Here is a 16,790-nt window from a genome sequence, read left to right as displayed (position 1 = left end):
ACTCCTTTCCCATAAGTTGGTGTTTTAATCCAGTATTGATCCGGAAGGTCTGGCCCTTTTCCGCTTAACATCTGTTTCATCCTGAGCGGCAAAGTATATGCATTTCTGCTTCATTTTTCAATGTTTTTTTACAATACGCCGGCCTATCCCTTGCATTCACGTGACTTGTGAAAACGGGAACCCTTTTCCCGGATACAGACGAAAAAGGGGCGACCATACGGCCGCCCCAGTCCTGTTACGGTACGGGTGATACCTGTAACGCTTACTGGCGCTTCAACTCGGCGCGCCGGTTCTGCGACCAGGCGCTTTCGTCGCCACCCATGACCGCCGGCTGCTCTTCACCGAAACTGACGGTCTCGATGCGGCCGTCCGCCACACCGGCATCCGTGAGGTACGTCTTGACCGCCTGGGCACGCTGCTCGCCCAGTGCCAGGTTGTATTCGATCGTACCCCGTTCATCGCAGTGGCCTTCGACCACCACCATGTCTTCGGGCTGGTACTCCCGCAGCTTGCGGGCGTTCTCGTCCAGGGCCGAACGCTGGTCTTCCCGGATGTTCGACATGTCGTAATCGAAGTAGATGGTGGACAGGGACATCATCTCCTGGTGCCGGGCTTCGGCAGCCCTGCGGGCTTCCTCTTCCGCCGCGAGACGGGCAGCTTCCTCGGCCGCGAGACGGGCTTCTTCCTCGGCCAGGCGCCGGGCTTCTTCCTCGGCCGCGAGACGGGCTTCTTCTTCAGCGCGTACCGCTCTGAGTGAATCCGCTATGGCCTGTTGACGCGCGGCTTCCATTGCGGCCAGTTCCTCCGCGGACGGGCCCCTGGCACAGGCGGCACCCATCCACGCGGGAGCGGCGACCATCACACAGAGCGCCAGGATCGAATACGTGCTACGCCATCTTTTCATTACAGCACTCCTTTCACATGGGTGCGTTACTCATCCATCACTGATTGACAGGTATATGGACACATGTTCGACTTCACCGTGTTTTTTCGATGCGCGGATCAAACCGGCACATCCACACTTAAAATCCCCATTTGGTTGCGAAAGTAAAGCAAAAAGTCCGTCCTTCTCAGTCTTCCGGCATCAGATCCAGTCTCATCCTCGCGAGCTGGGCCTCCTCCGCATCGGGGAATTCACCGATTACCCGTTCCAGGTAGGACCGCGCCTCGGACGGTTCCTTCCGGGCCACCTTGATGAAGGCAATTTTCAACAGGACGGCCGGCACCTTGTTACTGTCCGGATACGCGTCCAACAGCATCTCGTAGGCGTCGAGCGCCTGGGTGTACAGACTCTGGGTATAGTAGCAGTCGCCGATATAGAACCGCGCGTCGTCGGCCAGGTCCGAATCCGGGAAGTACTCGATGTACTGGGTAAACTGCCGGACCGCCACGTCGTAGTTGCCTCGCTGGTAATCTCTCAGCGCCAGGTCGTACAGTTCGCCCGGATCGAAGGACGTGGTTTGTGCCGCGGAAGTATCCGGTCTTGCCGGCGCGCTCAGCTGGATCTGAAGGCTCTCCAGCCTGCGCACCAGGGCAGAAAATTGGCGGTCGCTTTCCGTGATGCGCGTGGTAAGGACCTGCAACCGGCTTTCGAGCGCGCCGACCCGCTGCCCCATGTCCGCCCGCATGCGCAGCAACTCGTCCATCTGGTTCCGCAAGAGGGCTTCCAGCCGCACGATCTGCACTTTCAGGGAGTCTATGTCTTCCTGAAGGGCGACCTCCTCGCGCATGACCTGCATCTGGGCCCGCAGATATGTCGTGTCGTTCTTCAGGTTGGTCAGGTCGGACTGGACGCCGCATGCGCCGGTAACGATCAGGACGAAGAACGCCGGCAGCATGCACCGACCGAGGGGTTTCAGGAACCTTTCGTTCATTTACGCTCGATCCGCTTCGATTTCATTCGGGCCTGGGACCCCAGCTGGGTTGCCGGTTGTTGCCGTCCGTGATGACGGGATGGACGTCGCGTCCGTTCCAGGACATCCGGTATATTTGGTACACACCGCTGCGGGCACGGTCCGAACTGAAGAGAATATGCAGTCCGTCCGGGGACCAGGTCGGGTTCACATTGTCTCCTTCCGGCCCGCGGACGCCCGTGAGTTTCACCAGGTTGCTGCCGTTGACGTCACACGTGTAGATATTGAAGACCCGCCGGGGTCCTCCCCGCCTCCCCTGTGCCAGATCACCGCCCACGAAGGCGATGCGGTCGCCCCGGGGCGCCCACGCCGGCGATCCGTTGTAACCGCCCTCGAAGGTGATGCGATGATCGTTCGAGCCATCTATATTTATAACATACAGGTGCTTCTGTGTCAATCGGTCCGACATGTAGACCAACTGGTCGCCCCGCGGTGACCAGGACGGTGAAACGTTGATCCCGTAACCGGTCGCCAGCGGTACCAGGCGGCTCCCGTCCAGCGTGCTGATGTACAGCCTGGAAACCCCCTCCGTGACCAGGCTCAGGATCAGGTGGCGGCCGTCCGGCGACCAGCGCGGTGAAAGCACCGTTCTCCCCCTGAACGGGACCTTGCCGGTCTCCCCGCTCTGCAGGTCGAGGATATACAGTTCGTGGGGGCCGTCCCGGTAGGAGGTGTAGGCAATCCTGGTACCGTCCGGCGACCAGTTCGGCGAGTATTTCCGTGCGCCGTCCCGGGTCAGCTGGCGCACGTTGAAACCGTCGTAGTCCGAGATATACAGTTCCGGGGCGCCGCTGCGCTGGGATATGAAGACGACGCGGGTCTGGGCGGTGCCCCGGTCCCCGGTCAGCTGGAACACGATATCGTCGGCCATGAGATGCACGATCCGCCTCAGGGTCAGGTCGAAGGCGGCGTACCCCTTTTCCATGATCGTCCGCCGGGTGCCCAGGTCGGTAAGCCGAACGGATATCTCCACCCTGGATCCCGAGACTTCATACGTTCCCGACACCATGACCTGCACGGACAGCTTGCGCAGCAACTCGAGGTCCACCTCTCCGGCGGTATCAAGGAATACGTAGGTGGTGTCGCCGGCGCTGTCCGTCAGCACCGGAGCGCCATCGTCCGTTCCGACCCGGGCCGGTATGGAAAGGTCCCGCACGGCGAATACGCCAGAGAACGACAGGTCGCGCATCAGCACCTGGTTGACGGTGTCCTGCACGGCGGCGTCGAAGGCCGCTCCGTCCCGGGGGACAAAGGGCTTGAAGGCGATCGGGATGCGGGGGGAAACGCGGGCCTGCACGCTGAGATTGACCTCGTCCTGGCCCGACGCGGACCGAGCACCGAGCAGGGACAGGACGCAGGCCGCCAGCAGGATCCTCGACGTCCAGGCACTCCGCTGTTTTCTCATTTCAAGCCTTCCGTACAGTATTCCATTCATGTTAACGGGCATAGCACCCCGAGCGTTCGATGATGCTTCATAACGCGTTCATTGCAGCTTCACAACGCGTACTGGAAGGCGAAATGCACGCCCAGGTAGGACTTTCGGTAACCTTCCGGAAGCGGCGGCAGCGGATCGGCCGCGTTCAGCGCCCGTTGCGCCGCCAGGTCGAAGACCGCGTTGGAAGACGAACGCTCCATGACGACGCCGGTAATCCGGCCGGACCGTACCACGCGGAAATAGATGACCGTCTCGAGCTGGGTTACGCCGAGCATCCTGGGCACGGTGAAATGCTGCTGGATCTTCCGCTGCATCATGCCCAGGTAGTACGGGTACTCGAAGTTCCGCTCGTCCAGGCGGATTTCCGGGGAATCGGTCTCGAAGGTCTGCGGCGCTTCCGGTGCGGGGTCCGGTTCTTCGGAGACCAGGCGCGGCGTCCGTTCCAGCGCCAGGGCCGCCTCCTCCTGCGGCGCGGCGGCCTCCTTCTTCGAGACGACTTCGTACGCCTCGTCGACCGCGGGCGGACGTTGGACCGGCGAACGCTCGTTCAGCGTTACGAGATCGACCCGGTAGACCTGCTGGTCCAGCGACGACGCCGGCGCGGGCAACCAGGTATTCAAACCGATCAGCCCGGCGATCACCGCGATATGCAGGAATCCGGAAGCCCAGATCATGCGTGCCATTATCGTGAAGGCCTCAGACTGGTCGCAAGGCCAATCTGCGTTACGCCGTGCTGCTTGAGTTTATCCAGCACGCCAATGACGGCGCCGTAGGGCACCTGTTCGTCTCCGCGGATAAACACCGGCTTGTCCTGCTGATCCTCGAAGATCTCCCCGAACACCCCGTCGAACTGGGCGATCGAAAGCAGCCGGTCTTCGAGGTAGAGCGACCCTTCGCTCGTTATCGTGATGACGAGGCCCTCGCCGAGATCCGGCGCGGCCGCGCTCGCCCTGGGCAGATCCACCTGAACGCCGCTCTGGATCATCGGCGTGGTGATCATGAAGATGATCAGGAGCACGGTCATGACGTCGACTAGCGCCGTGACCCTGATTTCCGAAAGGACGCGGGGCGAACCCGCGCTATTGAAATCGAAGGAATTCATGGCCTACCCGCGATGGTCCGCAACTGGAGGATGTTCAGGACCGCGGTGGCCAGGTCCTCGAGTTCCAGGCCCAGCACCCGCGACCGCTGCACGAAGTAATTGTACGCCACCATGGCCGGGATCGCCACGGCCAGGCCCGCGATCGTCGTAATCAGGGCTTCCGCGATCCCGGGCGCCACGACCACGATGTTGGTGGAGCCCTGGGTGCTGATGTCCAGAAAGGCGGTCATGACGCCCCACACCGTACCGAACAGGCCGAGAAAGGGGCACACGCTTCCGGCGGTGGCCAGAAGGGGAAGCCGTTGTTCGAACCGGGCCAGTTCCCGGTGAGCGGCCAGCCGCAGGTCGCGATAGACGGATTCCACCAGGTCCTGGCCGGCTTCCTTCGGCCGGTCCGCCTGGACCTCTGAGCCCGCCTGGTCCGCCTGGCCCGCGTCGGCGGCCGGAAGCGGAAACGCCGGCGCGTACTTCTCGTAGACCTCGCGATACACCGCGGCAGCAGGACTGAACGGCAACTTCGAGGCGGCGGTGTATACCTGTCTGTAATTGCGCTCCGACCGGAAGAACGCGAGGAATTCCCCCGACTGCGCCTGGGCCCGGCGAAAGTACCGCCAGCGCTCCGCCATGATCGCCCATGTAACGATGGAGAACATCAGGAGAACGACAATGACGGTCTTGGCGACGGCGCCCGAATCCAGAATCAGATTCAGGATACTGATTTCGGATGACAAAGTGCGTTCAGGTCCTTTCGACAGTTCCCATGGCCCCTTACCGGCGGCTTGAAAATTGGAACACGGATGCGTACGTGTCAAGCACTACAGGACGCTGGTCCTGTCGATCCCTACCCCCATATCAGCGCGACTTCGACGGCCAGGTCAGGGTGGCCGTCGATCAGTTCAAGGGCTTCGGCGGCGCGATGGGCGGGGAATACGTGGGTCAGCAGGGGACGCAGCTTGACGGCGCCGATGCCCACGAGTTTCAGCCCCCGGTCCACCAGGTAGGGGGTTTCGAAGGGCTGTTCGTGTCCCATGATCAGCTGCAGGGACCGCTCCGACCATTCCCGCATGTCGATGGATACGGAGTGGGAATCGGCTTTCAGGACGACGAGCTTTCCGCCCGGCCGCAATACCGCTGCGCACTGGGAAAAGGATGCCCCGCTGCCGGCGCATTCGAGGCAGACGTCCACACCCTGGCCGCCGGTCCGGTCCATGACACGGCGATGGACGTCCTCCGTAGAGGCATTGATCAGGGTGTCCGCGCCGGTATCCGCCGCCCGCTGCAGGCGCTTCGCGTGCAGGTCCGACGCGATCACGGCCGCGGCGCCCGATATGGACGCCACCTGCGTTCCCAGCAACCCGGTGGTCCCCAGGCCGCAGACGAAAACGGTGCTGCCCTTCACGTCGGCCCGTTCCATGCCCTTGAGTACCGTCGGCATCAGGCCGGCGATGGCGCCTTCTTCGTAACTGACGCCGTGCGGCAACTTTACGGCCTGGCTCGCAGGCACGCTGCGGTATTCCGAAAAGCCGCCATCGGTAAGGCAGGCAACGACCCGGTCGCCCCGGCCGAGCGAATCAACGCGCCGTCTAGGCGAATCCACACGCCGGCCGGTGGACTCGATGACGCCCGTGAAGCTCCGGCTGATGGCCCCGTGGGCGCCGTTGGCGGTTGATGGCGGATCGGCGCCGTTATTTGCGGCACTCCGGCGCGACAGCACGCATGCCCGGACCTTGACCAGTACGTCCTCGTCGTTGCAGGCCGGCACGGGCCCGCTGGATACCTCGGGATTGCCTTCCGTATCCAGCGTCAGTGTTTGCATGGCGGCCTCTTCGTCATTCAGGATGCGACCTGCCTCCGGCCCCGGCGGACCGGACCGTGGACTACCAGTATTCTTCGAAGTGAATGTTGCCCTTGTCCCTGCGATGATCCGCCTTGAATCCACGGGATTCGAGTAGCTCCACCATCCCGGTGGGCGAGGGGTACGACTTGTCGCCCTCCCTGGTATAGTTGGGCACGCCGATCATGTCGGGGTTTCCGCAGATGTACACGTGGGTCCTTACAGGATCCAGGACGATACCGGTCTGCTCCTCCATTTCCCCGGTCCTTACCAGATCCTGTATATACACCTTGCGGTTGAGGTTGTGGGCTTCCCGGGTGGTCAGCGTGATGTAATGGTAGTTTGGATGCAGGTGTTCCAGGCGTTCGTTGGTGGATTGGTAACCCAGGTCCCGGGCGTATCGCACGCACACCACCGAAATGATCTCCGGTCCGTGGCCGTTGCGCATCAGTTCGGCGATCATGCAGTTGTGGGGCGCCTCGCCGGTGCCGGTCGCGGCGAAGATGACCTGGTCGTCCGGACCAACGTGTTCAAGGGTGTAATGGCCGGTCACCTTCGGACCCATCCAGAGGCGGTCGCCTTCCTTCAGCATCCACAGCCTCGGCGTGAGGGAGGGGTCCTGGCCTTCCTCGCCGTCGCGGGCCACGAGCGTGATGTAGAACTCGTAGTAGTCCATGTCCGCCGGATCCATCAATTGGCGGGGATCGTCCTCGTACATGGGAAATGACATGGAGTAGGCGCGGCGGACGAGCTTAGTCTTGAGGTTCTCGTTAACGTCTTCGTTATGTTCGGGATCGTTGGTGGGTTCCCAGTCGCCCAGGCCGAGCGTGGTGTACTGTCCGGGCTTGTACGGCGGAAGTTCTTCGTCCGGTTTCACCCGGATGATCCAAAGTTCGGGGTTCAGTTCCTGGATTTCGGTCAACGTGGCGTTATAGTGTTGCTCCCTTAAGGCCGTGATCTCTTCTGACGTATGCATGTATACCTGCCGTATCTCCACGTTCAGTCAAAGGTGAACCAACGAGGGATAAACCGGCCGGCCGGCCGGTACGCGAGGAGCGTCCTAGAAATCGGCTCCTATCGTAAAGAAGAACTGGGTGTCGTTCAGCGCATGCCTCAGCCGGTACGAACGCGTGCCCGGGAACTCGGACTCAAGCCCACGGGGAACATTGGCCAGGTTTTCGTTGTTGTACCATGCAGGCCGTCTTCCCAGGTCGAATTGTCGGGCGATATCGAACTTCAGGATCAGGAAGCCGACACGCGAGCGCATGCCGATGCCGTAGGCCACCGCGAGCGGCCCGCCCGACAGCTCTTCCATCGTGCGCGGCCCCAGGCCGTTGTCCCGCACCAGGCCGCCGTCGACGAATTGGCCCACGTTGGGATAGCCGGCATACTGGTTGGCCTGAGTGGAACTGGTGGTCTGGTCCCAGGTGGCGCCCGCGTCCACGAACAACGAACCGCGGATCTGCTGAAAGGCCAGCGGCAGCGGCCAGCCGAAGGCGAGGACCTCGATCAGGGGGAACCGGAACTCGGCGTTGACCAGCGCGACCTTGCTCCCCCAGACGGACCAGTAGTCCGCCCCGCGGAAGTTGAAAGGACCGCCGAATGGATACAGTTCCTGGTCCCGCCCGTCGCTGCTCAGTCCGTACAGGCGGAAGGCGAAGGCGTAACGCTGCAGGACGTTGTAGTAGGCGCGGTAGTCGACGAAGACCCGCGTGAACTGCAACTCGCCGAAAGTCGGCGTCACTTCGACGCGGCCACGGGCGCCGGCGATCGGGCCGGTTGGTCCGTACAGCGTGTGATCCGTGACCAGGGCGGCGGTGGGCTGGATGAAGTTGACGCTTCCCAGGCTACCCCGCCTGGTCCGCCGGATGCCGAAGTAATTGAAACTGACGTCCACCAGTTCACGGGATCGGTTGACGCCCTGGACCCCCAGTTCGAACCGGTTGAACTTGCTGAAAGGACGGCTCAGGTAGAACTGGACGCCGCGGTTGATCTGGGTGGTCACCTGGGAAACCCAGGGACTCTGGTAGCCGCGGAGCAGGTCGTAGCTGAACTGGAATGCCGCCACGCTCCAGTTGACGCGCCGTGTCAGATTGGTGTACTGGAGCAGCAGGTTCGCGTCCGTCAGGGATCCGAAAACGTTGGCACCGACGAGTATCTTGTGGTTGTTCAGTATGTCGCTGAAGGAAAGGACGGAACTGCCCACGAGTCCGACGTGCGTGGAGTACCCGGCGTTCCCCCCCAGGTAGTCCAGCCCGAATTTGGGGGAGTATTTCCTTTTCGTGAACGTACCGTCGGTCCACGCGGTGGTATCCGGCAACTCGCCCGCAGGACCGATGCCCCCGGCTATGGGCCCGAACGGGAACTGCGGCGTCTCCAGGAGGTCGGAACCCGTCGGCGATCCGGGCATCTCCCCGGGCGCGGCCGACTCCTCAGCGGACTCCGCGGCGGACGTCGTGTCCGGCGGCGCGGTAAGCACGGTCTGGATCGTGGTCACCTTTTCCCGTTCCGGGTTCCCGGCCGGTTGTCCCGCCTCGGATGAGGCGTCCGGCGAAGTGGATGGCGCGGCGTCCTCCGTCACTGCCGGCGAAGTACCCTCCGCGTCCCCGATAGCGGTTTCTTCCAATGATCTTTCCACGTCCGTGGAAGCGATTTCTTCCGGCGGTTCGGTTCTCAAGGGCGGCGCCAGTTGCTGCGCATCGGGCGACGCACCGGGCTTCGCCGCCTTTTCGTGGTCGTAAGGTTCCTTCATCAACGACACCGGGTCGCTGATGGCAAACAGGTCGAACCCCCCCCAGGACAGGGCGGAGAAGACCAGGCGGTCCGACTTCTGCGCCCAGCTGATGGCGGGACCGGCGGCGGTTACATTGGTCACCCCGGTCAGTACGTTGGTGATCTGGTAGGTCTCGCCGTTCTCCATGTCCCGGATGAATATGTTGGACACGCCGGTGCGATTGGAAATAAACGCGATTTTGCTGCCGTCCGCCGACCACTGCGGTGAAATGCTCTTGCCGATCTGGTCCGGGATCTTCTCGACCTCTCCCGTTTCCAGGTCATACAGCGCCAGCTGCTGGTATCCGAAGGTGAGCGTTCGGAAATCGGTCACGACGCCCCGGTCCGTGGAAAAGGCGATCGTCCTGCCGTCCGGCGACCATACGGGGTCCCGGTCCGTGTACCGGTCCCGGGTAAGGGCCTTCAGGCTCCCGCCCTCGGCATCCACCACGTACAGGTCGGACTGCCCTCCCTGGAGCCCGACGAAGACCAGCTTGCTGCCGTCCGGCGACCAGCTCGGCGACGTGGCGCCGTCGAGGTTGACCTTGATGCGCCGGATCACCTTCTTCCTTCTGACGTCCATTATATACAGGGCGTCCCGCGCCCCCACCTTGGCCGGGAAGGCGATGTACTGCTCATCGGGCGACCAGGAAATGGACGTGGAAAAGAACCGGAGGGACTCGAAATCGGCCGAGCGCTCGCCTTCGACCAACTTGGAGATGATCTCGCCGTTGATGGCGGAGGCCAGGTAGATATCGTTGTACAGGCTCCGGTTGGAAATGAAGACCAGCTTGTCGCCCCGCGGTGAAATCGCCGGGGCGAGATGCAGGCCCGCCCTGGATTCCCGGACGTCGGTCAGCTGACGGGCGAAGGCCTGCGGCTTTTCGTAATCCTCGATCTGCGGCAGATAGGTCTTGCGCACATGCTCGTTCCACTCGTCGGACAGCCTTTCGATGTCCTTGCCGATGGACGAGCGGAAGGCTTCGTTCACGTTCCGCATGCGGGCGGTCTTGCGGAGTATCTCGCCGATCTTCCGATCTCCATACCGGTCGCCGATGTAGGCGAACAGCGCCTGGCCGAACCGGTAGACGCCGAAACTGTAGTCCATGGCGGGGATGGTCGGGGGCAGATAGCCCTGCAGCGCCGCGTCGCGCAGCCACATGTGGGTATAGGCGTCGATGCGGCCGAGCGACAGGTATTCGGCCATGCCCTCCATGAACCACAGCGGGGCGACGAAGGCCATGGGATTCAGGATGGAGACCCCCGGGCCCGCGCCGTAGATCACGTCTCCCTGGAAGGCGTGAACGAGTTCGTGGGTGAGTACGTGTTCCAGTTCCGCGTAGGATCCCGTGAAGGGCAGCAGTATGCGGTTCTTGTTAAACTCCGTCACGCCGCCGGTGCCCTCGCTGATAAAGCCGGGCAGGACGTTGGTCTGCTGGAAATCGGTATGGGAGGCGTACAGGATGATCGGGATCTTGTTGCTGAACCGGTGCTGCAGGATACGGCTCAGGCGGTTATACGAACGCTCCGCCATCCGGGCGGCATCGTAGGCGGCCTCTTCCTCTCCCTGGTAGTAGTAGATTTCGAAGTGGGGCGTGGTGATGATTTCCCACTTGAAGTCGCGGTACTGGACCTTGTTCCGACCGAAGTATTCTCCCTGCGCGAGCGCGTCCGCAGGCGTGGCCAGCAGGCACAGAATCGCCAGTATATACCGCAACCGATGTGGCATTTTCGGTCTCCTTGAGGATGGACACATCATACGGTCGGCCGCACTCCGTGTCAAGCCAATATTGGACAGGACCCCGCGTCCCGCGCACCGGACGAAGGCCTTACCGCGCGCGTCCAAAGTCCATATTGGATTGCACGAAAAACCCCGAATATAGTTTCGATTTAATGGAAGTGGATCAGAACCGCACGGCCACGCCCGCGGAAAGCAGCCGACCGATTTCCGGAGCGCCGACGAAGGCGCGGTACTTCGTGTTCAGCAGGTTGCTGGCTTCCACGCTGAAGGTGATCGCGGAGAACTGGTAGGCGGCGTTGGCGTCCACCACGGCGTAGGCGTCAACGGGACCCGCATAGACGCCGTCCAGCATCGGGAAGGAACCGCGGTAACTGATCTTGCCGCCCAGGGTCAGGGGCATCCCGGAGGGGCGGTACGTAACGCCTCCGCTGAACTTGTGCTTCGGGGAATTCAAGGGGACGTCTCCGAGGTTCTCCACGTTCTCGAACAGGTTCCGGTGTATATACGAGTAACTGCCCGTTATGTGCCACGACCGGTTGGGGAACCAGGATAACCCCAGGTCGGCGCCGTAGACCGTGACGTCGCCGAAATTCCGGTAGGTCAGGGCGACGGCCGTCGGGTCGGATGCCTGCTCGGGCGTAACGGTACCGAAGGGAATCATCGCGGCGCCGTCCGCGATCTGGTCGACGTATCCGTTTATCTCATCGGCGTGGTCGCCGTTCCCGTTGCCGCCGAGCGCCGGCTGGTCGAGCAAGGTGACCAGGCCGGCCAGCTGCGCGTTCGCGGGGTCCGCCAGGTAGTCGGCGATGCCCTGGTTCAAGGCACTTCGGATGGAACCTTCGTCGAGAAACACCGAGGGCGTGAAGATCCAGAGCGGCAGGGTGTAGTCGTTCATCTGCGTGCGGTAGAAATCGGCCGCGAGCACCAGCTTGTTCCGAACAATGCCCTTGTACCCGAACTCGAGGGTCTGCGAGATGGTCGGCCGGATCTTGTCGATGTCCTGGACCGCCGAGACGTCGTACGGATCGAATCCCTGCGTTTCGGGGTTGAGCAGTTGCAGGCTGTTCGTCAGGCCGTGGAGACGCTCGGGTATCACGCCGGTGAACTGGGCAGCCAGTTCGGGCGTGACCAGGCCGCCGCTGTCGTTACCCAGTTGCTGGATCAACTCCGCGACCACGAGTTCCCTTGCGGCACTCCACAGCAGGTTGTTCGCGTCCGGATCGTCGAGGCGCAGGTAGGTATCCCTGGAAAGCCCGGCCGTGATGGCGAAGGGCGACCGGTACATGGGCCGGCCGCTCTCGTCGCGGCGGAAGGTAAAAGGATTGCGCGCGCCGTACGACCGGATGTCGATGGAGTTGTCCGGACCCAGGCCCAGCCCTCCGAAAAAGTCGCCGAATTCGAACGCGTCGACAACCGCCCTGATGTCTAGCGACATCGTGGTAACCGTGGGCGTATTGAACGCCCGATTGTAGGTGACTCTGAACGTGTTTTCCGGATTGGGTTTCATCACTACGGCCGCGCGTGGTGAGAATACAGGGTTGTCCAGCCTGCTGTGCCGGTCGAGGCGGCCTGCGAGCATCAGGCTCACCTGGTCGGTGAACCGGGTCTCGCTCTGGAGGTAGACCCCGAATTCGTCGGTGTCGTCATCGTCCTCGTAGGCGCCGTGTATGGTCCCTCCGGTCCGCGGACGGGTCAGCAGCAGGTCCACGCCGTAGATGAACTGCTGGCGCAGGCCGATATCCGAGGAGTTCTGCAGTTGCATCACGGTCAACGACGACTTGTCCACCACGCCGTCGCCGGTACGCAGCAACTGGGTAGCCCCCGCGTCGCTCTTGTTGTAGAAGAACTGGCCGAACCAGCCCCTGTACTGCATGCGGCCCTGGAGATAGCTGTACACCCAGTCCCTGCCCTGGGCCGAGCCCTGCCCGGTCATCTGGATGCTGGAGCTCTTGGAATATCCTGCCGAACCGATGAACGTCAGGTCCTCCGAAGGACGGACGTCGACCCTGATCTCTCCGTACTGGCCCCCGACGTCGAGGTTGCGCGGCACGACCTCGGCGGGATCGTGGTGTTCCCAGTCCCGGGCCTTCAGGTATTTCCCCGAAATCTTGAGCCCGATCATGTCGTTTAAGCTGCTGGCATGGCGGAAGGACGCCTTCCGCAGGCCGCGTTCCCCTCCGGAGAGGGACACGAAGTTGCCTTCCGATCCGAAGGGGGACCGGGAAATGATGTGCATCACGCCGTTGGAGCTGTTGGGGCCGTAGAGCGCCGAACCGGGACCGCGGACGATTTCTATCCGTTCGATGTCCTCGCTGGTGATGGGTATGATGTGGAAGGAATTGATCCGCAGCGACGGGATCCGCGCGAGGCGGTTGTCCACCATCGTGAGCAGGAGGCCCGACAGCGCTTCGTTGAAACCGCGGATCACCGTGCTGGCCTGTACGATGCCCGTCTTCGCGTGGTCCACGCCACTGAGGTTTTTGATGTGTTCGTCGACGGACAGCGCCTGGGAGTCCCGGATGTCCTTCATCTCGACCACTTCGACGGACGCCGGGGCGTCCAGCGCTTTCTCCTGCTTGCGGGAAGCCGAAACCACGATCTCCTGGCCCACGAGCGCCGTAGCGGCCAGGACGAAATCCCGTTCCGTGCGCGCGCCGCGTTGAACCAGGACCCCGGTCGCGGTGTCCGACACGTAACCCAGGAAAGTAACGGTGACCTCGTACTCCCCGGCGGGAAGTCCGTCTACGCGGTACATGCCCCGGCTGTCGCTCGTCGATCCCCGCAGTCCTTCGATCACAGGGCTCTTGACCACGACGTTGGCGCCGAAGAGCGACACCCCGCTCTCCGAAGCGATCCTGCCGGTCAGGCTGCCCGTTTCCTGCGCCGCCACCGGGACCGCCGTCATGACCAGGACCAACAATACACTTGCCAGGCGCATGGGACCGGTTCCTTCCTGCCGATATGTGCCGGGGGAAAAGGACCTCGCGCCGACACGAATCATCCTTTGTTTCGGGCCGGCGCGGTGGATCCGTTTACAACTACCTAATTACTTATAGAATATGAACATACGCGGATTTGTCAAGCGAATTATCACCCGATGGCGATCAGAAACGCACCGCCAGACCCGCCATGACCAGACGCCCGATCATCGGCGCTCCGACGAAGGCCTGGTACTGCTTGTCGAGCAGATTGCTGGCCTCAACGCTGAACGTGACATTCGAGAAACCATAGGAAGCGCTCAAGTCCACGACCGTATGGGATTCCACGTCGCCGACGTAGACGCCGTCGGCCATTTCAAAAGCGCCGCGGTACCGCATGCGGGCGCCGAGGTTGAGCGGCAGGCCGGACGGCTTCAGGTCGAGCGCCAGGGACAGCTTGTGCTTTGGCGCGTTCAAAGGTATGTCGTCGATGCCGTCCACCTTCTCGAACAGGTTCTCATTGATGAAGGAATAGCTTCCCGACAGGTTCCAGGTGTCGCTGGGATAATAGGAGAACCCGAGGTCTGTGCCGTAGTACGAAACCTCACCGAAGTTGCGGTAGGTCAGCATCACGGCATTGGGGTCGGAGGCTTCCTCCGGGGTCACCGTGCCGTAAGGGATCGCGGCAGCCGTGCCCACGAAGATCCGGGTCAGTTCGTCCACCGGCGATCCGTTTCCGTCGCCGCCCACGCCCGTCGCCGGATCATCGATCACCGCGAGGGCCCCGGCCAGCTGCGCGTTCTCCGGCAGGGCCAGTTGCTGTGCGATACCGGCGCCAAGGGCCGTGGCCAGCGGACCGGGATCCAGGAACACGTTGGGGGTCACGATGTGTATGGAACTGATGAAATCGTGGATCTTGTTGCGGTAGAAATCCGCGGTCAGCACCAGCTTGTTGCCGACGACGCCCTTGTAACCCACTTCAAACGTCTCGGTAATGGACGGTCTCATCGGGTCGATGTTCCGGACCGACGCCGGATCGACGGGATTGAAGGCACCCGTCCCCGTGTCCAGTACGCCCAGTGCGTTCGTGAGCCCCGGCAGGGCCGACGGGATGACGCCCGGGAAAGCGGCGGCCAGTTGCGCCGCCTGCTGGACCGCCAGCTGCGCGGCGTTCGGAGCCGGAAGCCCTAGCGAAATCAGGTACTGCGTGATGATGGGGACCGCCAGCCCCTGGAGCTGCGGCGTAAGCTGCGCCAGCACGGCCCCGCGGGCCACGCCCCAGAGGAGATTGGTGCTGGCCGGATCGTTCATGGGCAGATAGGTGTCCGCGGGAAGTCCCGCCACGGGGGCGAAGGGCGACCGGTACATGGGCAGGCCGTTGTCTCCGCGCCGGAACGTGAACTGCGAGTTGACGCCCTGCGTGCGCAGATCGATGGTGCGGTCCGGCCCCAGACCCAGTGCGCCGAAGTTCGCGCCCAGGCCGAATGGATCGGAACCCGCGATCAGATCGAGAAAGTAATGCACGGAACTGGGCGTGCCGAAGGCCCGGTTGTACGTCAGCCTGAGCGTGCTTTCCGTCGAAGGCTTGTAGACCAGGGCCGCCCGGGGCGAGAACACCGGGTCTTCGTTCTTGCTGTGTTCGTCCAGCCGGCCGGCCAGCATCAGGCTGACCTGGTCGTTCAGGTTCGTTTCGCTTTGCACGTAGAACCCGTATTCGTCCAGGTTGTCGCGGTCTTCGAACTGGCCGTGGGTCGTATTCCCGGTGTTGGGCCGGGTCAGCAGCACGTCCGCGCCGTAGGTGAACTGCTGCCTGGCGCCCAGCGCAAAGTTGTGCTGAAGCTGCATCACGGTCAACCGCGAGGTGTCCACGATGGGCTGGGTGGTCCGGAGGAGCTTGGTATCGCCCGCGTCGTTCATGTTGAGAAAGATCTGTGCGAACCATCCCTTGTATTGCGAGCGGGCCTGAAAGAAACGAGTGGACCAGTCGACGGCCTGGGCCGCGCCCTGCCCGGTCATCTGGATGATTTTGAACCGGGAATACCCCGCCGATCCGATGATGGACAGGTCGTCGGTCGGACGAAGGTCGACGCGGATTTCTCCGAGCAGGCGTTCATTGTCTTTGTCCCTCGGGATGACCTCCGCAGGGTCGTCATATTCCCATTCGCGGGCCTTCGAGTACTCGCCCGAAACCTTGAAACCTATTTTGCCGTCGACGCTGCTGGCGTGCCGGAAGGTCGCCTTGCGGAGACTGCGTTCGCCGCCGAACAGGGAAAGGGCGTTGCCCTCCGAACCGATGGGCGAACGGGTCACGATGTGCATGACCCCGTTGGCGCTGTTGGGGCCGTAGAGGGCGGACCCCGGTCCCCGGACGACCTCGATGCGCTGGATGTCCTCGCTCGTCAAGGGAATGGAACTGGCCATGTTGAGCCGGAGGGAGGCGATGCGCGCGATCCGGTTGTCCACCATCTGCAGGAGGGATCCCGTGAACGTGCGGTTGAATCCCCGTATCACGGTGGAACTCTGGGAAACGCCTACCTTGGCCTGGTCCACGCCGCTCAGGTCACTGATGTAGTCGGTTACCGACAGGGCGGGGCGGTCCATGATCTCGTCCAGCTCGACCACGGAAATGGAGGCCGGCGCGTCGAGCAGCTTCTCCTGCTTGCGCGACGCGGAAACCACGACCTGCTCGCCGATCAGCGTCGTTGCCGCCAGGCCGATGTCCAGCGTGGTGGTTTCGCCGCCGCGGATCATCACGCCGGCCGTGGTGACTGATTCGTAACCGAGGAAGGAAGCGATCACTTCGTAAACGCCGGGCGGAAGGCCGTCGATGCGAAACGCACCCTCTCCGTCGGTCGTCGTTCCTCGCAGGCCTTCGATCGCGTCGCCCGCGACAGAGACATTGGCGCCGAACAGTGCCATGCCGTCTTCGGTGGCGATCCTGCCGGACAGACTGCCGGTTTCCTGGGCCGCCGCCGGCCATACACTGAACAGCAAGAGCAGAACCACGCTCGTAATGCGCATGATGAATACCTCCCCACGGTAGCTGGTGGTGAATGGAGGCCACTGGTACAGGCC

At 62.6% G+C, this 16,790-nt stretch carries 11 protein-coding genes; all 11 read right to left on the bottom strand.

Annotated elements, in window-relative coordinates:
- Nucleotides 1-262 precede the first annotated feature (262 nt).
- Nucleotides 263-904, bottom strand: a complete 642-nt coding sequence (gene pal, locus F4X08_15525; GenBank protein ID MYD27210.1) for a peptidoglycan-associated lipoprotein Pal — start codon at nucleotides 902-904, stop codon at nucleotides 263-265.
- Between the two features lie 166 nt (nucleotides 905-1,070).
- Entirely contained in the window at nucleotides 1,071-1,874 is an 804-nt protein-coding gene (gene ybgF / locus F4X08_15520) for a tol-pal system protein YbgF (protein MYD27209.1), read from the bottom strand.
- Between the two features lie 22 nt (nucleotides 1,875-1,896).
- Nucleotides 1,897-3,360 carry a hypothetical protein gene (locus F4X08_15515; GenBank protein MYD27208.1) on the bottom strand — a complete coding sequence of 488 codons (1,464 nt, stop codon included), beginning with the start codon at nucleotides 3,358-3,360 and terminating at the stop codon, nucleotides 1,897-1,899.
- Nucleotides 3,361-3,407: 47 nt separating this feature from the next.
- Complete coding sequence (locus tag F4X08_15510) at nucleotides 3,408-4,031, bottom strand: TonB C-terminal domain-containing protein (GenBank protein MYD27207.1); 624 nt, start codon at nucleotides 4,029-4,031, stop codon at nucleotides 3,408-3,410.
- On the bottom strand, nucleotides 4,031-4,450 hold the full coding sequence (locus F4X08_15505) for a biopolymer transporter ExbD (GenBank protein ID MYD27206.1): 420 nt from the start codon (nucleotides 4,448-4,450) through the stop codon (nucleotides 4,031-4,033). The genes F4X08_15510 and F4X08_15505 overlap by 1 nt, the downstream gene beginning before the upstream one ends.
- Nucleotides 4,447-5,181, bottom strand: coding sequence for a Tol-Pal system subunit TolQ (locus F4X08_15500; protein ID MYD27205.1), 735 nt, complete (start codon nucleotides 5,179-5,181; stop codon nucleotides 4,447-4,449). Before F4X08_15500 ends, F4X08_15505 begins: the two co-directional genes overlap by 4 nt.
- A 110-nt stretch (nucleotides 5,182-5,291) precedes the next feature.
- On the bottom strand, nucleotides 5,292-6,266 hold the full coding sequence (locus tag F4X08_15495) for a zinc-binding dehydrogenase (protein MYD27204.1): 975 nt from the start codon (nucleotides 6,264-6,266) through the stop codon (nucleotides 5,292-5,294).
- 61 nt (nucleotides 6,267-6,327) lie between these two features.
- Nucleotides 6,328-7,260, bottom strand: coding sequence for a ferredoxin--NADP reductase (locus F4X08_15490; GenBank protein MYD27203.1), 933 nt, complete (start codon nucleotides 7,258-7,260; stop codon nucleotides 6,328-6,330).
- 84 nt (nucleotides 7,261-7,344) lie between these two features.
- Complete coding sequence (locus F4X08_15485; GenBank protein ID MYD27202.1) at nucleotides 7,345-10,815, bottom strand: BamA/TamA family outer membrane protein; 3,471 nt, start codon at nucleotides 10,813-10,815, stop codon at nucleotides 7,345-7,347.
- 145 nt (nucleotides 10,816-10,960) lie between these two features.
- Nucleotides 10,961-13,798: a TonB-dependent receptor gene (locus F4X08_15480; GenBank protein ID MYD27201.1), complete on the bottom strand. Its 2,838-nt coding sequence runs from the start codon at nucleotides 13,796-13,798 to the stop codon at nucleotides 10,961-10,963.
- Nucleotides 13,799-13,901: 103 nt separating this feature from the next.
- Nucleotides 13,902-16,736: a TonB-dependent receptor gene (locus tag F4X08_15475; GenBank protein ID MYD27200.1), complete on the bottom strand. Its 2,835-nt coding sequence runs from the start codon at nucleotides 16,734-16,736 to the stop codon at nucleotides 13,902-13,904.
- Between the last annotated feature and the right edge of the window lie 54 nt (nucleotides 16,737-16,790).

The organism is Gemmatimonadota bacterium (genome assembly GCA_009841265.1).
In the GTDB taxonomy this organism is placed as follows: Bacteria; JAAXHH01; JAAXHH01; order JAAXHH01; family JAAXHH01; genus JAAXHH01.
The sequence above is the reverse complement of the archived record's forward strand: the minus strand, read 5'-3'. Positions and strand labels throughout refer to the sequence as shown.